A 24,074-nucleotide genomic window follows, 5' to 3' on the forward strand; every position below is an offset into this window, starting at 1 on the left:
GGTGTTCCTGTTACTTCTGAGGGATTAGTCTTTTTTCGAATGTTTGTCCGTGGCATCCGTTTGATAGCTATGACGCACAGACTCGGCCGCTTTTTTCAACTCATCCACGGACTCTTGCAGCTCGGGGGCTAAGTTATTCATGTTTTGTTGCTCAGCTTTTTTTAGATTAGTGTGCAACTCATGTACTCTGAGCTCTTCATTCACTTCAGCCTTCACCGAATTAGCAACAGATTTCACGGTTCGGATCCAGCGACTAACCGTTCGTATAGCCACCGGTAAACGCTCTGGACCTAATACGATTAAGCCGACAATTAATATGACGACGAGCTCCCACATGCCCATGTAAATTAAACCTTTTCTTTATCAGTTTCAGTGCTGGTAGATTTGCTTTGGGTTTGATTTTGAATGGCGTCTTTTGGCTTGTCTGCTTCTGTTTTTTCATCCTCAGACATGGCTTTTTTAAACCCTTTAACGGCGTTACCTAGGTCTCCACCCATACCACGCAACTTTTTAGTGCCAAAAAGCAATACAATGATTGCAAGAACAATTAATAGTTGCCAAATACTGATACCACCTAATCCCATAACGACTCCGTTTACGTCTTATTTGTAATTACTGATTTAATTATACGCCGCGCGTATAAAATATCACCCTGTTTTACGCCATGCACAAATAAATAGCAAGCATGCAAAAAGTGCACTACCTAGGCTTGCACCATTTAATTCAGCGATAAAACACAGACCCGCAATGATCGCAAAAGTGGATGCAGCCATGCCCAATAAAACGCTTTGTATTGTTTGCTTACTTACAGCAGATTGCGGTGCTGGTACTTGATGATGTTGACGTTTCAAGCTTTGATAAACTAAGTCAGGTAATTCAGGCATTTTTTCAGCCCAAAAAGGTAGATTTTGATATAACTTCTTGGCCACCGCGAGGGGACCAACTTGCTCTTGCACCCAATGTTCTAAGAACGGCTTTGCGGTTTGCCAAAGGTCGAGTTGCGGATAGAGTTGACGACCCAATCCTTCAACATATAGCAGGGTTTTTTGTAACAGCACCAACTGAGGTTGCACTTCCATATTGAAACGCCTTGCTGTATTAAACAGGTTGACCAAAACGTGTCCAAATGAAATTTCTGCCAGTGGCTTATTAAAAATAGGTTCACACACAGTGCGAATTGCAAATTCAAACTCTTCCACACAGGTGTCTGCGGGTACCCAACCTGAGTCGACATGAAGCTGAGCCACTTGGCGATAATCACGATTGAAAAAAGCAATGAAGTTTTCAGCTAAATATCTCTTATCTTCGCGATTTAACGTACCAACGATACCGCAGTCAATCCCGATATACTGCGGGTTTTCAGGGTGTTCATAGGAGACAAAAATATTGCCAGGGTGCATGTCAGCATGGAAAAAACTGTCTCTGAATACTTGCGTGAAGAAAACTTCAACACCTCGTTCTGCAAGTAGTTTCATATCAGTGCCTTGCGCTTCCAGTGTTTCAGTATCAGATACTGGGATACCGTAGATGCGCTCCATCACTAACACGTTTTGTCTTGAGTAATCGCTATAGACTTCAGGAATATATAAGGCTTCAGATCCTTCAAAGTTGCGTCTTAGCTGAATGGCGTTGGCACCTTCTCGCATTAAATCGAGCTCATCAAGCAAGGTTTTGCGATATTCGCGTACGACTTCAACAGGTCTTAAACGACGGCTTTCGCTCACCAAACCAGCCAGTACTTTGGCAAATTGCTCCATTAAGGACAGATCTGCGAGGATTTGCTTTTCTATGTCCGGACGGATCACTTTCACAACCACGTCTTTTAAGCCCTGTTCAGTTTGCAGCTGCGCTGTATGAACCTGAGCGATGGAGGCTGAAGCCAGAGGCTGTTGCTCAAAATGCTCGAATAAGTCGCTAATATGTTCAAGCTCTAGCGCGAGCTCGATAAGCCGCTGTGCTTTTTCGCCGTCAAATGACGCGACATTGTCTTGTAACTGTGCCAGCTCTTGTGCCATCTCATGAGGTAATAGGTCACGTCGAGTAGATAACATTTGGCCGAATTTAACCCACACGGGCCCTAAAGCTTGCAATGCCAGACGTAAACGCGCGCCTTCAGACTTATCTTGGTGTTTATTCGGCAGCCAAAATAAGCACTTGCGAAGGTACTTAGCGTACCAAGGCTGCAAATACTGAGGCAGCAGTTCATCTAGGCCATAGTTTAGAAATGTTTTACCAATATGATATAGGCGAGCGATGGACAATTCCTGCTCCTTAAAGTCAGTCTGTTAGTGCATTAATGCGTTGTTCTAGCGCAGCCAATTGCGATGAAAGGGCTCTGGTTTGCGCTTTAAACTGCTGTAGCTCCAGAGGGTGAATGGTGACGTTGAGCTCATCTTGACACAGTTGAGTCATGACTTGCTGATATGACTTTTTATGCTGTTGGGCTTTGTTGTTGCACGCTTTTACGCTACTCACTAAGTGTTCAGCGCCAGCATCACCAAGGTAGTGGGATAAGTGCTCTGCCCAATCGATATCTAGGTTGCCAAATGCTTTGCTGTAAAGCTGTGCAAGGTGAAGGTCGCCCTCCAAATCCAATTTGCCACTGCGGATCAATCGCGTCAATTGACTCGGGTCTTTCAATTCACCTAAGCAATCGAGAGAGGTGGTGATATGACAATCAGCTTCATCATGATAGTTGCCATATACGAAGCAGTATTCACCATTATAGTGAAGTGCACAGGATAAGTTTAAATCAGTCAATGTGAGCGCCAGCACATTATGTGCAGCGCCTTGCAGATCTGCAGCAAGGTTTGGCTCAAGAGTTAAGAGACGATTTACAGCTTGCTCGGCGACGGCCGTTAAAACAGATACCCACATAAACTTACCCTTTACTTGTGTTAGTACTTGAACCCTCTATGCAGCGCAACAATGCCGCCAGTGAAGTTTTGATAGCTTGTTTGCTCAAACCCTGCGTTTTCCATCATGCCCTTTAAAGTTTCTTGGTCTGGGTGCATGCGGATTGATTCTGCTAAGTAGCGGTAAGATTCACTGTCATTCGCCACAATTTTGCCGACGTTTGGCAAGATGTTAAATGAGTAGAAGTCATAAAGTTTAGATAACGCTTCGTTATCCGTTTTAGAAAATTCCAGCACCAACAATCGACCACCTGGTTTTAGAACTCGGTACATTGAACGCAATGCTTCGTTTTTGTCTGTGACATTACGTAATCCAAATGCGATAGTAATAACATCTAAGCTGTTATCTGGAAATGGTAACGCTTGGGCGTTCATTTGCACGTATTCAATGTTATTAACTAAGCCGAGGTCACGTAGCTTATCGCGGCCAACTTTCAGCATTGAGTCATTGATATCGCCAAGGATCACTTGACCGGTATCGCCAACAAGTTGGCTGAACTTTGCTGTCAGGTCACCTGTACCACCTGCCAAATCCAATACGCGATGACCTTTTCGAACCCCTGCACACGCTACGGTTTGACGTTTCCAAAGGCGATGTATGCCAAAGGATAAAAAGTCATTCATGATGTCGTATTTGGCTGCGACAGAGTGAAAAACATCTGCAACCAAAGACTCTTTTTGAGTGGACTCTACGGTTTTATAACCAAAGTGGGTGGTATCGCGATTTTCTTCTTTCATGTTGGCCTTGGTGACACAGTTTAGATGGGTATAGTGTACTTGATTGCGACACTTAGGTGCAATTTATAGTGCGTGTTAATCGTAAAATTTTATCGTACAAAAGCGCTTATAGAGCGCCTGAAATATAACAGTCGCGCCCTAACGCATGTGCCTTTTGCGCGGCAAACGAAGCTTGGCTGGCTAATTCGTTAAAATCTCGCTCTGATTGTCTTTTGGCAATACCGATAGCCAGTTGGATGTCTGGAAATTGTACATTGCCTTTATTGCTAATGAATTTGAGCTTTTCAACGCCCTTACGGATTTTTTCCGCGATAACTTTGGCTGTTTCAGGTTCAATATCAACCAGTAAAATGGTGAACTCCTGCTTGCCCGTACGACCCGGTACACCACTTTCTAATACATATTTTTTAATCTTATGCGCAACCCGTTGCAAAACAGTCTCGCCAATCATGTCACCGAATCGTTCACTAAAATCACTGAGGTTATCTACTTGAATGGAAATTGCACACAGCGTCTTTTCCTGATCTAACCAAAGCTGAGTTTTTTGATTCAGATAGTGTCTTTTGTAAAGACCTGTGTGTGGATCAATCAAACGTTGCTTTCGTATTTTATTGAGTACCATGTACTGTTGACTTTGGCTGGCCCTGGCTTTTTGTAAACTCTGCTTAAAGCGCTGTTGTTGCTCTATATAGCGCTCTGTTTGCTGAGTGAATTCACCAAGCGCCTTTTTGCTTTTGGCAATATCTTGCGGGTCTAACTCACTGTGGCATTTACGAATACTCTGCGTGAATTTTGTGATGCTATGGTGCGAGCGTGAGGAGGACGCGGATAATTCATCGATGACATTGTCGACCTCTTTTAATACCGCCAGTTCTTCTTGATGTTCTGTGTAGATAAACTCGAAGTACAGTTGCTCAATGTAGACGGTATCAATGTCAACATTACCACGAAGATCTCTTTCTAAGCGCGTCGTTAAGGCGTCGTTAGTCCGACTGATGAAAGTATAAGCTACTTGATAATTTAATGGTGTAGGGGGTAGTGCGTGCAGTTCCAGAAAATGACAAACCTTGGTCATTTTTTCTTGGGCTATTGCCATTGGATCATGGAACGTCATCTACTTCTTTACCATACATTAAAGTTAATCTTGAAGCCTTAACGTCCTTTGGCACAAGTCATGATTTCATCCTATTTGAAGCCCCGCTACATTAATCGTAATCGTGACTTTTTGAAAGCAAAATTTGCCCTTTTAATGGTAAAAAGTTACCCAACTTATTCTGTTAGGCGAATTTATCGACAACTTTGGCCTTTGTATATATGGTGTCGTATCGATGATCGCATTTGCATGATGTTTGGTCGATTATATTTGCATAGAGACGAGTGCCTTCGTTAAGGTGCATACCCCAGCGAAAGTTAAGGAACCTCAGTGTTGAACGCCGTTTTTAAACCTCTTAGTGCCATTGCTTTGGTACTCAGTTTGTCTGCGTGCCAGATGACCCAGAATAATCCAGACCAGGCCTTTGTGGCGTTGTCTAAACAAGTGATGACCTTTCGTGCCGACATTAGCGCCAATCATACCAAGTCACTAGACGAGCTATTTTTGTTGCCAGATATGTCTCCAGCGCACTTAGCACGCGAAAATCAGCGCCGTTTAGCACTACTGGATAAGTTTGATGCGATAGACACAACACAATTAAGCGCAGAGAATCAAATTAACTTCGCAATTTTGCGTGCGCAAGTACAGAATAAAGTCGATAAATATCATTTCAAACATCATTATGTACCACTGTTGTCGGAATCTGGATTCCATACAGACATGTCATTTAAGATCCTTGAGCATGACTTCTCTACACCGCAGGGCTATCAACAATTGATAGCTCAGATTAAGCAGCTACCACGATATTTTTCGCAGCAGATGGACTGGATGCGAAAGGGCATGGCAATTGGGTTGACCCAACCGCAAGTTGTACTGCAGGGGTTCGAATCATCGATAGAGGCGTATATCGCCATTGATGATGTTGAGCGCTCGCCATTTTATGCGCCATTTAAGACAAATCAAGCGGCTATATCAGATGAGGCTTTTAGCAAGCTTCAGCAGCAAGCTAAGCACGCAATAGTCAATTATGCTAACCCTGCTTATCAAAGTTACTTAGACTTTTTCGTCAATGAATACCGACCAGTGGCAAAAAAAGACATTGCTTGGTCGAGTACACCCAATGGTGAAGCATTTTATATCAACCGCGCTAAGCACTTCACGACAACTGACATGACGCCTAAGCAAATCCATGAGCTAGGTTTGCAGGAAGTGGCGCGTATTCGTAGTGAGATGAACACCATCATCAAAAAGGTAGGCTTTGAAGGCTCTTTTGCTGAGTTCGTCGAATTTTTGCGTACCGATCCGCAGTTTTATGCAAAGACACCTGAAGAGTTGCTCAAAGAGGCATCATTTATCGCCAAGAAGATGGACGCTAAGTTGCCACAATTCTTTTATGTGTCTACTTTACCTAGAGTCCCTTATGGCGTAGCCCCAGTTCCTGATAGTCTCGCACCAAAGTACACTACGGGAAGATACTTACCGCCATCCAAAGAGACAGATCCTGGCTATTATTGGGTAAACACTTACGCGCTTGATAAAAGACCTCTGTATGTTTTAGAGGCATTAACCTTGCACGAAGGGGTGCCGGGTCATCATTTACAAATTGCCATAAATGACGAGTTCACACATTTACCTGAGTATCGCAATGAATATATCTCAGCATTTGGCGAAGGGTGGGGGTTATATGCTGAATATTTAGGTCTGGAAGCTGGCTTTTACCAAGACCCATATAGTGATTTCGGTCGGCTTACCTATGAAATGTGGCGTGCAGCACGTTTAGTTGTGGATACAGGCATGCACATGTTTGGGTGGAGTCGCGAGCAGGCGATGCAATTTATGCAAAATAATACGGCACTGTCTTTACACAATGTTAAAACAGAAACTGATCGCTACATTTCTTGGCCTGGTCAAGCGCTGTCATACAAGATTGGTGAGCTGACAATCAGACGCTTGCGTACAGAAGCTGAGCAGGCACTGGGTGAGCAGTTTAATATTCGTGAATTTCACCATCAGATACTGAAAAATGGCTCTGTCCCGCTATTTGTACTTGAAGCGCAAATCGCGCAATATATCGAACAAGCGCAAAAGCAAAAGTAAAATAACAGAGGCCGCTATCAAGCGGCCTTTTTAATTAGTGTACAAAGCTGATAATCAGCTGATAAAAGTCATCGGTTGAGTGGCAACTTTTTGCATTTAAAATCAATTGCTCGCCAAGAAGTAGCGTTTGCTTTTGTACCGCTAAGCGCTTTGTATCATCTTCAATCTCATCAATATCTGCCACATGCGCTAACCCGATGGTGCGACGGATCAGTTCAGTACCGCAATATCCCATTGTATCTTGCAGCACTGCTTGTAAAAATTGCTCGGCATAGCCGGGTGCTTGAAGTGCTAAATCACGGGTTTGGGTACTGGCCAGTGTTAACCACTGCTGCTCAAAAGCTTGAAGGCAGGTGGAAATTGTGTGCAGTAAGTAGGAATGTAAATCACGTCGTTTAGGTATTTCTGAAATACGGCCATTTTGAGCACAATAATTGAGTAGTAAATTACCGATAAAAGAGCCTAAATCGAAGCCAATTGGACCGAAAAAGCCAAATTCAGGGTCGATAAGTTTAGTCTCTTTTGGTGACACAAATAGGCTACCAGTATGGACGTCGCCGTGCAGCAGGGTTTGTGGTGATGAAAAGAATTTACTCTTCAATTGCGCAACGTGAATTAACAAGGCAGCATTGTTTCTCAGCAGAGAAACTTGCTCTTCTAATGCTGTTGGGAAGTTATTACGTTCATGCTCCCGATAAGGGTCATCGAAAAATAAGTCTTCGGTGATGGAGCACAGTTCAGGGTTGGTGAACTCTTGTACCAATGCTTTTTTTTCTGCAGCAGATAAATAAAAGTCTGAATAGAAAAAGCTGGTTTTTGCCAAGTAAGTTGCGACGTGCGTACCAAGGTGCTTGAACGTGTTCCCTTGATTCAGTTCACCTCGCAAAATCGCCATATCACCCAAGTCTTCCAATATGGTGACAGCGAGCTCACGATTATGATGTAAAACTTGCGCGGTGTGCTCAGGGCAAACATCACCATGCTTTTTCAATACGCTGGCTTCAATTCTGGCTCTATCCAATGTCAGCGGCCAGCTTTCACCGACACAGCGAGCATACGGCAGTGCTTGCTTCAAAATAACACTGCGCTTTTCTGTATCTTGAACTCGGAAGACTAAATTGAGATTACCATCCCCAAACTCATAGCAAGATAACTCTGCATTAGCTGGAAAAAATTGCCCCAGTTCTTGGACGTAACTTAAGGCTGTGTCGTTATTAAAGGCAACGTATTTGCTCACTGTTATTCACCAAAAATTAAAGTAACTTTTAGCATTCTATATTTTTAAATGTTTAGATGTCTATACATCTTTAGATCTTTATGTAGAATGAGCAGTAATTACAACTGTACACCCTTTAATCAACATGAAAGATTTGATCGCTCAAAGTTTGAAATACCAAGATGGAAAAGTGCAGGTACTTGACCAATATTTGTTGCCGCATCAAGAAGTTTGGCATGTCTGTAAAACGGTCAGTGAAATGCAGGATCTGATTAATAACTTACAAGTGCGGGGCGCGCCTTTAATTGGTTTAGCTGCGACTTTGTTGGTTGCTTATCTCGCCGAGCAGGGCAGCTCCCGAGAAGAATTATGTCATGCGATAGACGACTTAGAGGCCACGCGTCCAACGGCGGTAAATTTAAAACACTGTATGGACAGGCTCCGCGCGGTGCTACATAGCGAGCAAAAGATTACTGAAGTGATCACAGTTGCCGAGCAATTATTTGAAGAAGACATTGCCTTATGTGCTCGAATTGCAGAGCATGGGGTGGACCTAGTGGATGCTGGCGATAATATCCTGACCCATTGTAATACGGGGGCGCTAGCCACAGCAGGTATTGGCACAGCGCTGGGTGTGATTTACCAAGCGATGCAGCGTCATGGTGATATCCATGTCTGGGTAGACGAAACGCGTCCTTTATTGCAAGGTGGGCGTTTAACAGCGTATGAACTGGCACGATGGCAGATCCCTTATACTTTGTTGTGCGATAGTATGGCCGCGTCTTTAATGGCTGCGGGCAAGGTTGATAAGATATTCGTGGGAGCTGATAGGGTGGCGGCAAACGGGGATTTTGCAAATAAAGTGGGCACGTATAACTTGGCTGTGTTAGCACATTTTCACAATGTGCCTTTTTATGTTGTGGCACCTAAAACCACCTTTGATCCGGCCTGTGCTAGCGGCCAAGATATTGAAATTGAACAACGCAGTGCGGGTGAGGTGACTGGAGTGAGTGGCAGTTTTGGTGAATGCCAATGGGCACCTTCTGAGGCTGAAGTCTATAACCCTGCTTTTGATGTAACGCCAGCAAAGTTAGTCACTGGGTGGGTGTTTGATAGTGGTGTTTACACCACACCGGAATTTATTAATTTGTAATGATGACAGCAGGCATGGGCAGTAGCCTGCTGTGTAATTCGCGAAAAAGAGGTTAGTCTAACAGCGGGAATTGCTTGGCAATACTTGAGCCTGTCTCTTGGGCAACCCAACCTTCTGTATTATTGAAAAGTCGAATAGCGGTGAATTCAGGGTCGCTGCCCATATCAAACCAATGTGGTGTGTGATCTGGCACAGAGATCAAATCACCTTGCTGGCAGAATACTTGATAGACCTTATCTGCGATATGCAGGCAGAATAGCCCATACCCGGCCACAAAAAAACGCACTTCATCTTCATTGTGGGTATGTTCAAAAAGAAATTTTTCGCGCATCGCTGGCGCATTTGGATTGCCTTTTTGTAGTGCAACGACGTCGACGGTTTGGTAGCCCCCCTGTACTTTTAAGCGCTCGATATCTTGGCTATATGCGTTAATGATATCGGTTTCAGTGGCTTCTTTTGCTAAGATTTGTGTTGCTTGCCATTGCTCAAAGCGCACCCCAACCTCAGCCAGTTTTTCAGCAATGATACTTGCCTCTTCGCTTTGGAACGTCGCTTTTTGTGGTTGCGCTTCTTGATAGATATGTAAGTAACTCATGACGGTGTCTCGTTTTAAATATGCTCAAAACTGGTGATAAAAGCATGGTGAGTGCTTTTGGGTTGATCATCGCGCCACAGCTGTAAAGTCTGTAGGCCGGCTGCTTTGGCCGCATCAAGTTCTGCGACGACATCACTTAAAAATAGGACGTCAGCTGCTTCAAAAGGCAGGCTTTGCACTATGTTGCGATAAGACTCAGATTGCTGCTTTGCACCCACTCGGGTATCAAAATAGTCGCTAAATAAGGCACGTATATCGCCAAAATCTGAATGAGCAAAAAGCAGTTGCTGGGCTTTCACTGAACCGGAAGAATACACATACAGTGCCGTGCCTGCTTGATGCTGTGCAGTCAAATAGGCATGGGCATCTGGGTAGATATGGCCTGTGAAGTCGCCTTGTTGATAGCCATTTTGCCAGATCAAACCTTGTAATTGCTTAAGTGGCGTTATTTTTTTATCGGCTTCAATCCAGCCAAGTAAGGTGTTTATCACGGTATCTAAACTTGCTTCTGGCTGAGCGATTTCTGCTCTGACGGCATCAAGTTGAATTTGCACCTGAGGGTCATCTTGTGACGCTTTAACAAAGTCAGCTAAGTGCTTTGCGGCATAGGGAAAAAGAATGTCTTTGACGAATGAAATACGGGTAATCGTGCCTTCAATATCAGTGAGAATGGCTTTTATCACTTTACTGCTCCTTCTAATTTTATTCGCTCTAATTCACAGGCGAACAAGAACTCTAGCCCCTCGATATGACGGCGAGTTTCAAAAATGCTGTTGCCCAATGCATATAAACCATGACCACGGATCAAAACCCCATGCGTGACTGGGTATGTTTCATGATGCTTGGCAACCCGTGCCGCCAATGCGGGAATATCCTGATCGTTATCAAAGATGGCAATTGATAGCGTATCTAGGTGACTTTTAATCCCAGACAGTGATTTTTGCATCTCATAGCCTGTCACTGAAAACTGGTTACTGCGTATAAAGCGTGACAGAACAGTCGCTGCTACTGAGTGCGTGTGCAAGATACATCCTGCTTGCGGTTGTAACTCATATAACTTGAGGTGCAAGGCAGTTTCAGCTGAGGGTTTACCGTCACCAGAGACGATTTGACCATGCTGGTCTAATTCTAAAAACTGCTCTGGCGTGAGGTGGCCTTTATCAAAGCCGCTGGCGGTGACGACAAAGCCATCATCGGTTTTCATAGAAAAGTTGCCGCCAGTCGCGGGCACCCAGCCTTGTTGGCTAACCCAACGGCCAGCATCTATGAGCGCTTGTTTTGCTGCCTTTGTTTGCATATTCGATCATCCTAAGAGGTTTGGACGGCTATACTTCTATCTTTGGCAATGATAGCATCGCTTTATCGCCTACGCCATAATCAAAAGAGTTACAAAATGGAAAGTAAATTACCAGACGTTGGTACCAGTATTTTCTCTACCATGACAGGGCTTGCTAATGAGCACGGTGCACTGAACCTCTCTCAAGGTTTTCCTGAGTTTGATACCCCAAGCCAGCTCAAACATGCGCTGTCAGCACATACGTTAGCTGGATATAACCAATATGCCCCCTCTCCTGGGTTGCCAGTATTACAGCAGGAGATTGCGGCACTTGTTGCGCGTCGATACCAGCAAGACATTGATGCCGCGGCACAAGTGACGGTCACTGCAGGTGCGACAGAGGCTTTGTTTGTGGCGATTCAGGCGCTAGTACGTAAAGGTGATGAAGTGATTGTATTTGACCCAGCGTATGATTCATATCGCCCTGCGGTTGAATTGGCCGGTGGTCGCACGGTACATATTCCTTTGTGTGCACCAGACTATGCCATTGACTGGACACAAGTCAGTGCTGCTGTGACACAAAAAACACGTGCGATTATTATTAATAGCCCCCACAATCCAAGTGCAAAAACACTGAAACAAGCGGATCTCGATGCATTGAAAGCGCTGCTCAATAAGCATGATATTTATCTGATCAGTGATGAAGTGTATGAGCATATTACCTTTGATGGCGCCCCACATTTGAGTGTCCTACGTGACTCTGAGCTGGCAGCACGGGCCTTTGTGGTATCCAGTTTTGGTAAAACATTTCACTGTACTGGTTGGAAGATGGGTTACTGCATTGCACCTGCAAATTTGACGGTTGAGTTTAGAAAAATCCATCAGTTTGTTAACTTCTCAAGCTTTACGCCTGCACAATTGGCTTTGGCTGATATGCTGCGAGATGCACCTGAGCATGTGGATGAATTAGGGCTGTTTTATCAACAAAAACGTGATGTACTGGTTGAGGCACTGGCGATAAGCCGTTTTAAGATCCTGCCAAGTGAAGGCACGTATTTCTTGTTACTTGATTACAGTGATATATCAGACGTAGACGATGTGACTTTTTGCCAGCAATTGGTTGAGCAAATTGGTGTGGCGGCGATCCCGTTAAGTGTATTTTATGACAAGCCTAATGGCGATAAAATTATTCGCCTGTGCTTTGCCAAAGAAACCGAGACCTTAATCGCTGCAGCGGAGAAATTATGTCAACTTTAACCGTAAATATAGTGCAATATGATATTGCTTGGTTAGCGCCAGAGCAGAATTTCGCAACGATTGAAAAGCTGGTTGCGGATGTGCCTCCAGGTGATTTGCTATTGCTACCTGAGACCTTTGCCACTGGATTTGCGTTGCAACAGACAACGGATGAACAAGCAGCGCAGGCGAGGGCATTCATACAACAGCTGGCTAAACGTTTACAGTGCGTTGTCGCGGGTTCTGTGTTGGTGCCTCATAAAGGTAAAAAAGCCAATCGCTTTTACTGGACTTGGCCAGATGGTACTGAGCGCAGTTACGATAAGCGCCACCTGTTTTGCTTGGGTAATGAAGGGGACCACGTAGTACAAGGTAGCGAGCGAAAAATCTTTGAAATAAAAGGCTTTAAGCTCTTGCCTCAAGTGTGTTATGACTTGCGCTTTCCGGTCTTCCAGCGCAGTAAAAACGACTATGATGTGATGGTGAATGTCGCAAACTGGCCATCGGCAAGACGCCATGCTTGGGATACATTATTATGTGCTCGAGCGATTGAAAATCAGTGCTTTGTTCTAGCTGCTAATCGCATTGGTGAAGATGGCAAAGGCGTCGCTCATAACGGCGGGACGGTGGCACTAGATTATTTAGGCCAGCCTATGGCACACGTCGCTGATGATATTGCGGGTGTTGTGACGGTGACGCTCGATAAAGCCAAGCTAGTTGAGTTTAAACGCCAATTTCCAGCACACTTAGATGCGGATGCATTTGACCTCCCCTTATAAATTGGAGCAGCCTACGCTGCTCCTTATAACTAGACATTATATTGATGCACCAACAGGGCTTGCTGAGGTGTGGCGACTTCAGTAGATTGCCCATGCTCATCGTCTGGCAGTGTAAAGTACCCCAGTAAATTTTTCATTTCCATTGCTTGGGCAGCCATGCGTTTTGCAGCCGCCATGGTTTCTTCGGTGATGGCAGAGTTTTCTTGAATCAGATCTGTGAGTCTTTGCACGACCACATCAACCTCTGCTATGGCTTGCTTTTGCGTCAAAGTAGAGCGATTGATACTTACAATGTTTTGATTCACATCAGCAACGGCTTGCACAATATGCTCGAGTTTTTCACCTGAGCTATTGGCGAGCGTGGTGCCTTGCTGCACTTTATCGTTACTGTTGGCAATGATCTCTTTGATTTGCTTTGCCGATGATGCACTGCGTCCAGCCAGTTCGCGCACTTCATTGGCGACGACTGCAAAGCCTCGTCCATGCTCTCCTGCGCGGGCAGCTTCTACGGCAGCATTCAAAGCTAATAAATTGGTTTGAAACGCCAGCTCATCGATCACCGAGACAATTTCATTGATGTCTTTGCTGGCTGCATTGACTTCACCTATGGCGTGCACGGTATCTTGTGATAGCGTACCCCCTTCTTTGGCGATACATTCTGCATTGTGTGATTTCTCGACGGCGGTTTCTGATTGCAAAGCAACTTGAGTTAGTTCTTCTAGAATATGCCCAGTACTCGCGTTGGCCTCTTCCAGATTCGCTGCTTGTTCTTCGGTACGTCGGCTGATCTCCGCATTGCTTACGGCTATTTCTTCGGTGCTGTGAGCCACCAAGCTTGCTGCGCTTTGAATGCTTTCAATGACATGTGTGAGCTTGTGTGTTGTGGTATGTACGTCTTGCTGCAAGGTGGCAAATACGCCTTGATAATGCCCTTGGACTGAGGTGCATAAATCCCCTCTTGCGATAGCGCTGAGGCTGTCTGTCACAGCATGAATGGCGATAGAGATAGTATCAATGGAGCTGTTAACATCCTCTTTTAGTTGCAGTAACTGGCCTTGCAATGAGGACTCGATTTTATGGGAAAAATCGCCTTCACTCATCGCTGCCATGACACTGGCAAGCTCTTCGACAATTTGGCTTAAATTGTTGACGGTATGATTAATGTCGTTTTGCAATGTTGCAAGCTGCCCTTTTAAAGGTGTGTGTATCGTGCGGTCAAAGCGGCCATGACTGATGGCCATCATAACAGATGAAATTTCACTGATGGCTTGATCTAAGCTTGCGATTGACAGGTTTACATTGACTTTTAACTGCCCCAATTGACCATGGGCTGATGCTTCTATTGGGTGTTTGAAGTCGCCTTCACTGACCGCGGCCATGGTATTGCCAATGTCTTTGAGGATTGCTTCGAGATTATCCATACTTAAGTTGGTGTCATGTTTCAATTGCGCGAGCTGACCGGACAGCGGGTGGGTGATCCGTTTCGAAAAATCGCCATTACTGATGGCGCTCATGGTTAAGCTGAGTTCATCAATGGCGCCACTCAATGCCTGTATAGAGTTGTTCACACTGTCTTTTAAGCGGGCTAAACTGCCGCGCGCTTCGACAGTAACTTGCTGCTTAAATTCCCCTTTCTCAACACAACTCATGACATTGACAATATCGTTCATGGTGTCATCAATAGAGATCACAGACCGGTTTATATTGGTTTTTAACATATCTAAGTCGCCACTGAGCGGGGCAGTGATCTGTTGATTAAATCGCCCTTTGGCCATGGCTTGCATGACCAAGTTGATCTCTGTTAATGCAGTTTGCAAACTGGATGAGCACTCATTGGTGGCTTCTTTTAACTCTTTGAGCTCGCCATTGCATGGCACGCTTATCCGATCATTGAATTTTCCTTTGGCCATTTGATTGAGTACACGGTTCGCTTCGGAAATAGAAAGCTGCAAGGCGTCGAGCAGGGAGTTAAAGGCCTGTGCGCTTTGGCCAATCTCATCTCGGGAGCTGACGTCAGCACGCAGCGAAAAATCCCCTCGCGTTTGCACTTCACGCATGGTGTTGACTAAATTGTGCACGGGGCGAGCAAGGCTTCTGGCAAACCAAAGTGCAGTTAACAAAATTACGCCGATACTTACGAGCATGACAATTGCCATGGTTTGGCGCAGCGCGCCAACAGGAGCAAATGCCTCTGCTTCGTCAATTTCTGCTAACAGGGCCCATCTCACATCAAAGACCTGTAAGACGTTGTATGCGGAGAGTACTGGGTTACCATTGTAGTCGGTGACGACTTTTTGTCCTTGCTGCCCTTGCATCGCTAATTGATAGGACTCTGTTGCGATGGTGCCTTTATCTGGGTTTGCAAAGGAAGCCACGACGGAGTGGTTAATGGGATCTAAGTAAGAGTCAGAGCGCATTAACCCATCGGGACCAACAAGATAGGTTTCACCACTTTCGCCCAGTCCATGGCGTTCACTCATGATGTCATTCAGTGCGTCAATAGAGAGTTGAAAAATTAACGTGGCTTGAGAAATACCATCAAAATCCAGTGGCATAGCCACAAAACTTGCGGGCGCATTATATGAGGGCAAGTATGGCTCATAGTCTGCAAATAGCATTTGGTCTTGTTCGATTAAGGCGCGATTAAATACGTCGGCGATACTGCTATTGGCATACGGACCTGTGCTCAAAGAAGTGGCGAAGTCGACTTCTTTAAATACTGAGTACACAATATTACCGCTGTAATTATCGACGATAAAAATATCATAAAGCTGGTAAACGTCAGTGATCTCGCGGAAAAATTCATGGTGGCGCTGGTGTGCAAGATCATAAGCATCTAAATGCCCTGTGGCGTTCAGTGCATCTTTCTCACCGATTGGGTGGGGATTATCTGCTAAATAGCGTGCCTGCAATGTCATGCCCTGACCAGAGAGTGAGTCTAATAATGAATTGAGTGCGACCTTACTATTTGTTTGCTGTTCAAAGCGAGGTAAAAAGGCGTCTTGGTAAAACTGTTGTAGGTTACTAGGAATGGATTGGGTCACTTGCGTTTCGTCAAAGCCATCGAGTAAGTCTTGTGTTGCCTGTATCAGGTAGGGGTTGATAGCTAAGGCGTGAAGCTTGTCTTCAACTGTTTTAAAATGCCTTTCTATGGCGCGTTTTTTTACTTTACCCACGGCACCCAGTTGGGCATAAACCTGTTCACTGATGGTATTGGAAGCTTGAATAAGAGAAAAAGCAATGATGACAGTGGCGGGGATGAGGGCGACAAGTAAAAAAGCGGCCATGAGCTTTTTTGCGAGATCGAGTGATTTTAAAAATTGGTGTATGCGAGACATAAAATTGCCCTCCGATCCTTGTATTTCTGACATCAGTTTGATGCTTGTTTGCTACATTGCACTGTGAACAGATCATTGGCCAAGCAGGTATAACCCCATATAAATTGTGGCTAATAATTGTACAGATTTAAGCTTAGTGTAGAACAGTTCTCAGTAAGATCTAGGCGCTAGGTGTTTCTTTAAATTGCACAAAAATATGAATACGAGACAGCATCGCTTGATAGTGCTGTGATTGTGCTATTGCACGAATAAGAAAGATGAAATAAAAAACAGTGTGAATTTTTGATGATGTCGATAAAGATAAAAAAGAAGCAGCGTGCGCTGCTTCTTCAATCTTACGAAAAGTAGTTATCAATGTTTCCAGTGATACTTATGCGCTTTTTCTTCCATATACGCTTCTGTATCTGGGTGCATTGGCGTTTTGTTACCATTCTCAAAGAAGAACGGCTGACGATTACGCTGGTAATTACCGATTTCATTCATGGTCGCAGCATCGTAGACGCGTCCATTTAAAATGGTGTAAGTCACTTTTTCAGACTCACGGATGTCGTTCAGTACATCACCATCGATGATAACCAGATCCGCTAGTTTACCTTTTTCAATAGTACCAATGTCATGGTCCATTGCTAGGTATCTTGCGCCATCAATCGTACCACTGCGCAGGGCTTCCCAAGGCGTAAATCCGCCTTGTGCCATTGACCATAATTCCCAATGTGCGCCCAATCCTTCACGTTGACCATGCGCACCTATATGCACAGTTACGCCTTTATCACGAAGTTGTTTCGCTGATTTTGCAGCATTAATATGGTTATAGTGGTGCTCAGGCGCTTTTTCACGACGGATAGACATTGGTTTCACAACATATTCCGGCACAAAGCTCATCAGGCGCTCATTTTCCCACACATTGGTTGTGTTGTAGAAGTAGTCTTCACCTTTAATACCACCATATGCCACGTTGAAAGTCGGTGTAAAGCCAGCTTCAGTTTGGCTCCACATTTGTGTGACATCTGAATAGATATTTGGAATTGGCAAGGCGTGTTCAAGGCCCGTGTGACCGTCGATGATCATGTTCATGTTTTGCTGGAACTTTGAGCCACCTTCAGGGACTACCATGATTTCCATTTGCTTCGCGGCTTCTAGCACTTGCTGGCGAGTATCACGGCGAGGGTGGTTATAACTTTTCACCGAGATTGCACCAGCGTCTTTTAAACGCTTAACGTGGAACTGGGCATCTTCTAAGTTATTGATTGGGGTTTTGTAACCTGGTGCTTCACCTGCATATAAGATACGACCCACAGAATAAATACGTGGTGCGACTGTCAAACCTGCACGTTGTAGCTCTGCCATCGAGAATACTTCATTAGAGTTATTTGATGGATCATGAATGGTCGTGACACCAAAGCTAACGTTGGAGAACTGGTTCCAGTTTTGCTCAGGTTGCAAGTTATGGCTGCCGTAGCTGCCGTGTGCATGGGCATCGACTAAACCTGGGATCACTGTTTTGCCTTTGATATCCATTACTTTCGCTGAACTAGGGATAGTCACATCGCTGCGAGCGCCGACGGCGACAATGCGGTTATCTTCAATCAGTACTACACCGTCTTCGATGATTTCCTGCTGATTCTCCGCATCACGCATTGTCACAACTTTACCGCCAACCAGTGCCAATAAGCCTTTTGGCTTGTCTGAAGGCTGCTCGAAGCTCAGATCAATGCCTTCAGCAGTCAGTTCTTCAAGGTTGTCAGATGCATTGTCAACAAATGAGAAAGTATCTGTAAGTTTGCGCTGATAAAGGTTTGGACCAAATGCCCAAGTTAATGCGTTACTGTCTGCTTTCCAGTTTAAGAAGTCGCCAGAGTATTTTGACACTTGTTTCACTGGGAAGGCTTTACCCCCTTTATTGATTGACAGTGTTTTACCTGTGCTAGTGAATGGAGCGACAAAGGTGTTGAAGTGCTCAATAAATGCAACATAGTTGCCATCTGGCGAGACTTTATAATCAAAGATGAATTCGCCTTTGAAGTGACTGCGCTCTTCATGACCGTTTAAATCAACACTCTTTAGCTCTCTGCTGGTGCTACTGCTAGCAACTGAGAAGTAAATACGCTCAGGGTTAGCACCAAAGTGTGGGTTATCGCCGCTTTTCACGATGCGTTTTGCTTCACCGCCTTTGGCGTCCACGATATAAATACCTGGGTGCATTGACCAGTCACCGCTGAGTAGGTAACCACCCGTGACTTTTTTGAACAGGACTTTTTTACCGTCTGGCGAGAAGCTAGGTGAAGTGTAGTGACCTGGATCTTGCGTGATGATGCGACCTTTTCCGCCTTTTGCAGAAACGATACGAATACTGCCTAGCTCTTGGTCATCGTACGTGGTGTATACAATGTATTTGCCATCACGAGAGTAGCTTGGGTAAAACTCAAAGTGATCGTTTTGTTTGGTAACTCGACGAACTTTACCTGATTCAATATCTTTGATGTATAAATGGCCTAATGCTTGGAATAGCGCTGTTTCACCATCTGGTGAAATCTGTGACCAACGTGCCAGTTTGACTTTAAAGTTATCAGGGGCAACATCTACAGCAAATTTTAGGGCTGGTGTGATGTCTTTTTCCGCCACGACGCGTGTTGGAATAACTTGTGCCTGCTTCGTTGCAATGTCCACTTTATGGAAGACACCACCAGACCAAAATACCAAGGCTTTGCCATCAGGTGTGTAAGCAAATGCAGGTGTATTACCTTGCGCGCCATTGGCCTCTTGTAAGTCGCGGTCAAGACCGGTGAAAATTTGCGTTTCAATGCCTGACTTTAGATCTTTGACATACAAGGCGCTGATCATTTTCTCGCCATTGTCTTCACGTTTTACGAACGCAATCGATTTACCGTCTGGACTTGGCGTTGGGCGAATTGCACCACCGGCACCACGGATAACCGTTTCTTCTTCACCTGTCGCTAAATCCCATGAACGGATCTCAAATACAGAAGTCAGTGCATTTTTATTGTATTGCCATTGCACACCCGCAGTGGCATCGACAGAATAGTAGATCTTTTTACCGTCGGTAGAAAAAGCTGGCTCAGCAATGTTTTTCTGTGATTTGGCGCCATGCAATCTTTCACGCACTAATACGCCTTTACCACCTGAAATGTGGTACATACGAATTGAACCACCTGGAATAGTACGCCCTGTTACTTGGCCTTGCTTGACGGCGATATATTGACCATCAGGAGACCAAGCAGGGTTGTGTAAAAGGTTGTGTGATTCATCAGACACCTGACGCATGTTGTCGCCATTAATGTCCATCACCCACAGGTTCTCAGCACCAGCACGATCAGAAATAAACGCGATATGCTTGCCATCCGGTGAAAACTTCGGTTGGAAGTTCCAAGCGCGGTCCGCTGTGACTGCAGTTGCTTTACCGCCAGAGATAGGCATGACATAAATATCACCTAACATGTCGAAGATAACGTGCTTGCCATCTGGGCTTACATCCACATTACTCCAGGTGGTTTCATTGGTATCAATGGTGATTGTTTGCTTTTCGCCAGGAGGTGCAAGCACATCCCACTTTGCAGTAGTGTCTTGTGCACCAGCGGAGGCGAGTGCTGGTGTACTTAAGCCGATCAATGCGGCACCGATAGCAATGGCAATCGGTGATTTAAATAGTGCCATGGTGTATTCCTATTTTTTAAGCCAAGTCTCAGTCTGTCGCTGAGTGTTGGTTTCTTGTCTTGCTGTGAGCTAATTTTTATTTACCCGCGTAGAATGGCGAATTTTTTGACTAAAGTCGACAAGGTGGCGATAAAAGTGCGCTCAAATGCGGCAGTTTTGCAGTATTTTTATACAAACTTTGGCTGTTTGCATTGAAAAGTATGCTTTGATGGGTGTTGATTTCTCACAGTAGGTGCAGCATTGATGATTGAATGCTGCACCGATAGGGCTAATTGAACGTTTGTTGGCGGACAAATTGCAAATAGGCTTCGAGGCTTTTTTGCCACAAGGCCATCGCTTGCGTCAAATCATCATCACAAGACTTACCATCTAGTAAGCGACGTTCGATTTTCTTCAGTGCTAATCCATAGCGATTAAAGCCAAGTTGCAGCGCAGTGCTTGCTTGGCGGTGCAGTGATTTAATACATTGCTCCTCATCTTCACTGAGAAGCTGCTGAATATGGATTAACTTATTTCGTGCAGAGAGAACAAACTCGTTATAAATGGATGAGACTTCATCTTCGCTGAAACCGCTCTTCAGGGAGTTAACCGCAGTGTCGTCGTATAGCGTGTCACTGAGCTCAACGCGCATATCTGGTTTTTGCGCTTTTTGTGAATCACTGATGGCTTGGCGAAGCTTTTCTTGCTTGATGGGCTTGCCCACCACATCTTTGATACCAAGAGAAAGATATTCTTTGATTTCTTCTGGGCTTAAACTTGCTGTGAATGCCAAAAACGGTGTGCGTTTGTTTTTGTGCTCGATAGTTTGCAAATGCCTCAGCACTTCTTGCCCTGTAAAATCAGGTAAGTTCATGTCTAATAGGACCACATCGAAGACATGTTCTTTGAGGTGTTCAATAGCACTGGAGCCATCGTAAGCGAGCTTGATCTTATGCTCGTCCGCAGCCATAAACTCGATGGCAATTTTACGGTTAAGATCTAAGTCTTCCACCAGTAAAACAGAAAGCCCTGTTGGGTATTCTGGGTTGTGATGGCGCTGTTCGACTAAACTCAATTCGCCCACTGGCAGGCTCACATCAAAGCTAAATGAACTGCCTTTACCAAGCTCACTGATTATTTCAAGCTGACTGCCTAGCTTACTCAGCAAGCGCGCAGTAATGGCAAGGCCAAGGCCTGTTCCGCCTTTGGTTTTGCCCGCATTACTTTGCACATAAGGTTCGGTCAGCTTGTCGATATCTTCCTCTTCGATGCCTGGGCCTGAGTCGACGACGCTGAAGCGCACAATATGAGACATATTGGCTTCTTCGAGTAATTCTACGCGCAGTTTTACCTCGCCTTTGTCTGTGAATTTGATGGCGTTACCTACTAAATTGAGCAAAATTTGCCGCAGTTTTTGTTGGTCGCAGTAGTAGCAAACTTGGTCTGGCAAATCATAGAGCAAGGTAAAAGTGAGTTTCTTTTGCTCGGCCAGTGGGCTCATTAGTAAGCAGAGGTTATCGAGCCAGCTTTTTAATTCAACATCTTCGGAAGAGAGCACTTCGTCACTTTGATCTAAACTGGCGTAATCGAGTACTTTATCTATCAATAAGTTGAGTGATTCAGCCGAATTGATGATGGCCTCGCAATAGGCTTTGCTATGTTGATCATGGCTGCGGTTAAGGACCAGTTGCGCACTGCCTAGAATACCGTTCAACGGGGTGCGGATCTCGTGGCTGATGGTGGATAAAAATAAGCCGCGAATTTCGAGGTCTTTTTGTGCTTTTTCGGTTAATTTATTGAGGTTAAGTTCCCGTCGCTCGTTGCACAGCAGTGCCATACCGGTTGCATAAAATATGGGGGCGAGTACGCCATTGAAAAATATCGCAATTGAAAACCAAGGGTCGACAAACAGAGACACTTGGTCAATGTCACCCATAAACAGCGAGCGGCCAATAAAGGCGGTGAATATAAAGCTCAAGACAATTAAATAAACGATGCTGCCATTAGGATATTGCTTACGGGCGTAGCGGATAAAGTAATAGCTCAGCAATATGGCTTCGACGATATGCTGCAAGTCAGAGATTAGAATGCGCTTTCGCAAATTGTCGTCGACCATGGCGTAATAGATCAGTGCAGATAACAAGGCCAATGTCGCAAATAAATAAGTTCGGAACTCAATACCCCGTTGGCCTAAAAACTGACTAATTGCCCAACAGTGTATGATGGATGCCAAAAATAATAAGGTATTGGCAATCCCAATTGTCTGCCACTGAGACAAAAAGCTGTGCAGTGCAAACATAGAGATTGCGGCAAATAAAATGAGTGGGTAAAAAATGTATAACAGTACACCTGGCGTATTTTTGTTGGCACGCCAAGTTAAATAATTGATCAGCGTCATCATCGCCGTCATGGCTGCACTGGCTACATACAGGGTTTTATGGTCCAACATAGGGCTTTGTTAACAATTAATAGACGTACCTAGGATAGAGCGAAGACTAAGCGCAGTAAAGCAATGAGCCGAGAAAATAATGAGATGGTAAGTGAATTGATTAAATGCTAGGAAGAAAACAAAAAAGCATGCTAAATGCATGCTTTTTTACAGAATTTGCAAGTGTACTCGAGTGAGTATTAGCGTATTTCGTCTGGGATGTTTTGCTGTGCCCAAGACAATAGCTCGATACGGTTACGGCATTTGGTTTTACGAAATGCACTGTACAAGTGTGTTTTAACCGTGTGCGGGCTGATATTTAAATCTTCTGCAATTTCTTTGTTCTTAGCGCCTTTACTCATTAGAGAGATAATTGCTTTTTCTCGTTTAGTGAGTTTAACAGGCTCGATGTCACCTTCAGTCAGCTTGTGCAGGGCGTCTTTGTTAAATTGCAGCATACGATTCAACGCGTTACACATGATTTCACGGCGATACCATAACTGATCTTCCATCAGTAATCGGATCCCTTTCATCAGAACGTCTGCATTGTCAGTGGTGTAAAACACTCCGCGAATACCGCTTAGCAATGCACGATTAGCCAACTCTGGGTTTTCATCTAAGTTGAACAGCACGATGTCGCAACTTACTTTGAGGTTAACTAACTGCTCTTTCAGTTTGCCCCATGCATCATTGACTGCTGTTTCAATAAAAAGCAACCGAGTATCTTCAGGTACTTCGGAAATATCAGTTCCTGTGACGACGTCTAACCCTTGCGTTTTTAACAGGGGTTGTAAAACGTTTATTCCTATCGTGTTGATAGGCTCTTTATCTAGCAATAAAAATGCAGTACTGCTCATTTGAAAAACACTCTCATTCTGTCTGATAACGCAATGCTAACACGTGAATCAGACCTTTTGTATTAGAAATTTCATCAATAAAAAGAACATTACAATATAAAGTTTGGCATAACTGCCTATTTTGTAAACGCACTTATTTTGTGAAAGCTTCAACTTGTTGATTATATTAATAATTTATTTTAGTAGAGTAATAGCTTAGTTAATTACATTTTTTAACAAAGAATAATTTAAGATACTACTTTTTTCCTACTTTGGTACGGAGGCCAGCCCATTTCAAGTCCAGCTAATACATGTAGATGAATGTGGTATACGGTTTGTCCACCATCATTGTTGCAGTTCATTACAACGCGATAACCGTCTTCAGCAAATCCGTGCTCTTTCGCAAGTTTAGACGCTACCAAGTGTAAATGCCCAACTAAGTGTGCATTTTCTTCATTTACGTCGTTAATTGTTGCGATTGGCTGCTTTGGTATCACCAATACATGAAAAGGTGCTTGAGGATTAATATCCTTAAACGCAAGTGCCTTTTCGTCTTCGTACACAATATCTGCAGGTATTTCACGATTAATAATTTTTGTAAAAATCGTTTCTTGGGCCATTACTTTTATCCTTATATACGTTAGTTTAGCTGTTCAGCATAGCGTGGACTCAACAAGATACAAGGGAAATTACAACTGACGCTTGTTCATAATTGTAACTAAA

General features: G+C 44.4%; 19 protein-coding genes. 4 read left to right on the plus strand and 15 right to left on the minus strand.

The window, feature by feature from the left end:
• Positions 1 to 24 precede the first annotated feature (24 nt).
• From tatB to N477_RS08945, 6 genes are all read right to left on the minus strand, one after another.
• A complete protein-coding gene (gene tatB, locus N477_RS08920; RefSeq protein ID WP_063359991.1) occupies positions 25 to 342 on the minus strand; it encodes a Sec-independent protein translocase protein TatB in 318 nt (105 codons plus the stop codon).
• Between the two features lie 5 nt (positions 343 to 347).
• Positions 348 to 584, minus strand: a complete 237-nt coding sequence (tatA, locus tag N477_RS08925; RefSeq protein ID WP_063359992.1) for a Sec-independent protein translocase subunit TatA — start codon at positions 582 to 584, stop codon at positions 348 to 350.
• A 63-nt stretch (positions 585 to 647) separates the two neighbouring features.
• Positions 648 to 2,261, minus strand: a complete 1,614-nt coding sequence (gene ubiB, locus N477_RS08930) for a ubiquinone biosynthesis regulatory protein kinase UbiB (RefSeq protein WP_063359993.1) — start codon at positions 2,259 to 2,261, stop codon at positions 648 to 650.
• 16 nt (positions 2,262 to 2,277) lie between these two features.
• Positions 2,278 to 2,877, minus strand: a complete 600-nt coding sequence (locus N477_RS08935; RefSeq protein WP_063359994.1) for a ubiquinone biosynthesis accessory factor UbiJ — start codon at positions 2,875 to 2,877, stop codon at positions 2,278 to 2,280.
• 20 nt (positions 2,878 to 2,897) lie between these two features.
• The gene (gene ubiE / locus N477_RS08940) at positions 2,898 to 3,653 is read right to left on the minus strand and encodes a bifunctional demethylmenaquinone methyltransferase/2-methoxy-6-polyprenyl-1,4-benzoquinol methylase UbiE (protein WP_063359995.1); all 756 of its coding nucleotides are present in this window, start codon (positions 3,651 to 3,653) and stop codon (positions 2,898 to 2,900) included.
• 106 nt (positions 3,654 to 3,759) lie between these two features.
• Complete coding sequence (locus N477_RS08945; protein WP_063359996.1) at positions 3,760 to 4,767, minus strand: GGDEF domain-containing protein; 1,008 nt, start codon at positions 4,765 to 4,767, stop codon at positions 3,760 to 3,762.
• 309 nt (positions 4,768 to 5,076) lie between these two features.
• Here N477_RS08945 and N477_RS08950 point away from each other — a divergent pair, with 309 nt between their 5' ends.
• Entirely contained in the window at positions 5,077 to 6,843 is a 1,767-nt protein-coding gene (locus N477_RS08950) for a DUF885 domain-containing protein (RefSeq protein ID WP_063359997.1), read from the plus strand.
• Between the two features lie 34 nt (positions 6,844 to 6,877).
• Here N477_RS08950 and mtnK read toward each other — a convergent pair whose 3' ends face one another.
• Positions 6,878 to 8,080, minus strand: a complete 1,203-nt coding sequence (gene mtnK, locus N477_RS08955) for an S-methyl-5-thioribose kinase (RefSeq protein ID WP_063359998.1) — start codon at positions 8,078 to 8,080, stop codon at positions 6,878 to 6,880.
• Positions 8,081 to 8,204: 124 nt separating this feature from the next.
• Here mtnK and mtnA point away from each other — a divergent pair, with 124 nt between their 5' ends.
• Positions 8,205 to 9,212 (plus strand): S-methyl-5-thioribose-1-phosphate isomerase, encoded by a 1,008-nt coding sequence (gene mtnA / locus N477_RS08960; RefSeq protein WP_063359999.1) that lies wholly within the window; start codon positions 8,205 to 8,207, stop codon positions 9,210 to 9,212.
• Between the two features lie 52 nt (positions 9,213 to 9,264).
• Here mtnA and N477_RS08965 read toward each other — a convergent pair whose 3' ends face one another.
• From N477_RS08965 to N477_RS08975, 3 genes are read right to left on the minus strand one after another with little or no spacing between them, the layout of a single operon-like run.
• A complete protein-coding gene (locus N477_RS08965) occupies positions 9,265 to 9,807 on the minus strand; it encodes a 1,2-dihydroxy-3-keto-5-methylthiopentene dioxygenase (protein WP_063360000.1) in 543 nt (180 codons plus the stop codon).
• Between the two features lie 14 nt (positions 9,808 to 9,821).
• A complete protein-coding gene (gene mtnC, locus N477_RS08970) occupies positions 9,822 to 10,490 on the minus strand; it encodes an acireductone synthase (RefSeq protein WP_063360001.1) in 669 nt (222 codons plus the stop codon).
• Positions 10,487 to 11,104, minus strand: coding sequence for a methylthioribulose 1-phosphate dehydratase (locus N477_RS08975; RefSeq protein WP_063360002.1), 618 nt, complete (start codon positions 11,102 to 11,104; stop codon positions 10,487 to 10,489). The genes mtnC and N477_RS08975 overlap by 4 nt, the downstream gene beginning before the upstream one ends.
• Positions 11,105 to 11,200: 96 nt before the next feature.
• Between N477_RS08975 and N477_RS08980 the strand changes: the two genes are divergently transcribed.
• On the plus strand, positions 11,201 to 12,340 hold the full coding sequence (locus tag N477_RS08980; protein WP_063360003.1) for a methionine aminotransferase: 1,140 nt from the start codon (positions 11,201 to 11,203) through the stop codon (positions 12,338 to 12,340).
• The gene (locus tag N477_RS08985) at positions 12,328 to 13,098 is read left to right on the plus strand and encodes a nitrilase-related carbon-nitrogen hydrolase (RefSeq protein WP_063360004.1); all 771 of its coding nucleotides are present in this window, start codon (positions 12,328 to 12,330) and stop codon (positions 13,096 to 13,098) included. The genes N477_RS08980 and N477_RS08985 overlap by 13 nt, the downstream gene beginning before the upstream one ends.
• A 29-nt stretch (positions 13,099 to 13,127) precedes the next feature.
• On the opposite strand, the gene N477_RS08990 is transcribed toward N477_RS08985, so the two are convergent.
• The 5 genes from N477_RS08990 to N477_RS09015 form a co-directional block, all read right to left on the minus strand.
• A complete protein-coding gene (locus N477_RS08990; RefSeq protein ID WP_063360005.1) occupies positions 13,128 to 16,436 on the minus strand; it encodes a methyl-accepting chemotaxis protein in 3,309 nt (1,102 codons plus the stop codon).
• A gap of 351 nt (positions 16,437 to 16,787) precedes the next feature.
• Positions 16,788 to 20,108, minus strand: coding sequence for an amidohydrolase family protein (locus tag N477_RS09000; protein ID WP_063360007.1), 3,321 nt, complete (start codon positions 20,106 to 20,108; stop codon positions 16,788 to 16,790).
• Positions 20,109 to 20,376: 268 nt separating this feature from the next.
• Positions 20,377 to 22,536 carry an ATP-binding protein gene (locus N477_RS09005; RefSeq protein ID WP_063360008.1) on the minus strand — a complete coding sequence of 720 codons (2,160 nt, stop codon included), beginning with the start codon at positions 22,534 to 22,536 and terminating at the stop codon, positions 20,377 to 20,379.
• A gap of 179 nt (positions 22,537 to 22,715) precedes the next feature.
• Positions 22,716 to 23,372 (minus strand): helix-turn-helix transcriptional regulator, encoded by a 657-nt coding sequence (locus N477_RS09010; RefSeq protein ID WP_023400213.1) that lies wholly within the window; start codon positions 23,370 to 23,372, stop codon positions 22,716 to 22,718.
• 227 nt (positions 23,373 to 23,599) lie between these two features.
• Positions 23,600 to 23,971 carry a histidine triad nucleotide-binding protein gene (locus N477_RS09015; protein ID WP_046354251.1) on the minus strand — a complete coding sequence of 124 codons (372 nt, stop codon included), beginning with the start codon at positions 23,969 to 23,971 and terminating at the stop codon, positions 23,600 to 23,602.
• Between the last annotated feature and the right edge of the window lie 103 nt (positions 23,972 to 24,074).

The organism is Pseudoalteromonas luteoviolacea H33-S (genome assembly GCF_001625695.1).
In the GTDB taxonomy this organism is placed as follows: domain Bacteria; phylum Pseudomonadota; class Gammaproteobacteria; order Enterobacterales; family Alteromonadaceae; genus Pseudoalteromonas; species Pseudoalteromonas luteoviolacea_B.

Coding starts and splice junctions, on each gene's coding strand:
- ubiE (WP_063359995.1), bottom strand. CDS start 3,653: ATGAAAGAAGAAAATCGCGATACCACCCACTTTGGTTATAAAACCGTA.
- N477_RS09000 (WP_063360007.1), bottom strand. CDS start 20,108: ATGGCACTATTTAAATCACCGATTGCCATTGCTATCGGTGCCGCATTG.
- N477_RS09010 (WP_023400213.1), bottom strand. CDS start 23,372: ATGAGCAGTACTGCATTTTTATTGCTAGATAAAGAGCCTATCAACACG.
- N477_RS08990 (WP_063360005.1), bottom strand. CDS start 16,436: ATGTCTCGCATACACCAATTTTTAAAATCACTCGATCTCGCAAAAAAG.
- tatB (WP_063359991.1), bottom strand. CDS start 342: ATGGGCATGTGGGAGCTCGTCGTCATATTAATTGTCGGCTTAATCGTA.
- N477_RS08985 (WP_063360004.1), top strand. CDS start 12,328: ATGTCAACTTTAACCGTAAATATAGTGCAATATGATATTGCTTGGTTA.
- tatA (WP_063359992.1), bottom strand. CDS start 584: ATGGGATTAGGTGGTATCAGTATTTGGCAACTATTAATTGTTCTTGCA.
- N477_RS08965 (WP_063360000.1), bottom strand. CDS start 9,807: ATGAGTTACTTACATATCTATCAAGAAGCGCAACCACAAAAAGCGACG.
- mtnA (WP_063359999.1), top strand. CDS start 8,205: ATGAAAGATTTGATCGCTCAAAGTTTGAAATACCAAGATGGAAAAGTG.
- N477_RS09005 (WP_063360008.1), bottom strand. CDS start 22,536: ATGTTGGACCATAAAACCCTGTATGTAGCCAGTGCAGCCATGACGGCG.
- N477_RS08945 (WP_063359996.1), bottom strand. CDS start 4,767: ATGACGTTCCATGATCCAATGGCAATAGCCCAAGAAAAAATGACCAAG.
- N477_RS09015 (WP_046354251.1), bottom strand. CDS start 23,971: ATGGCCCAAGAAACGATTTTTACAAAAATTATTAATCGTGAAATACCT.
- N477_RS08975 (WP_063360002.1), bottom strand. CDS start 11,104: ATGCAAACAAAGGCAGCAAAACAAGCGCTCATAGATGCTGGCCGTTGG.
- N477_RS08935 (WP_063359994.1), bottom strand. CDS start 2,877: ATGTGGGTATCTGTTTTAACGGCCGTCGCCGAGCAAGCTGTAAATCGT.
- N477_RS08980 (WP_063360003.1), top strand. CDS start 11,201: ATGGAAAGTAAATTACCAGACGTTGGTACCAGTATTTTCTCTACCATG.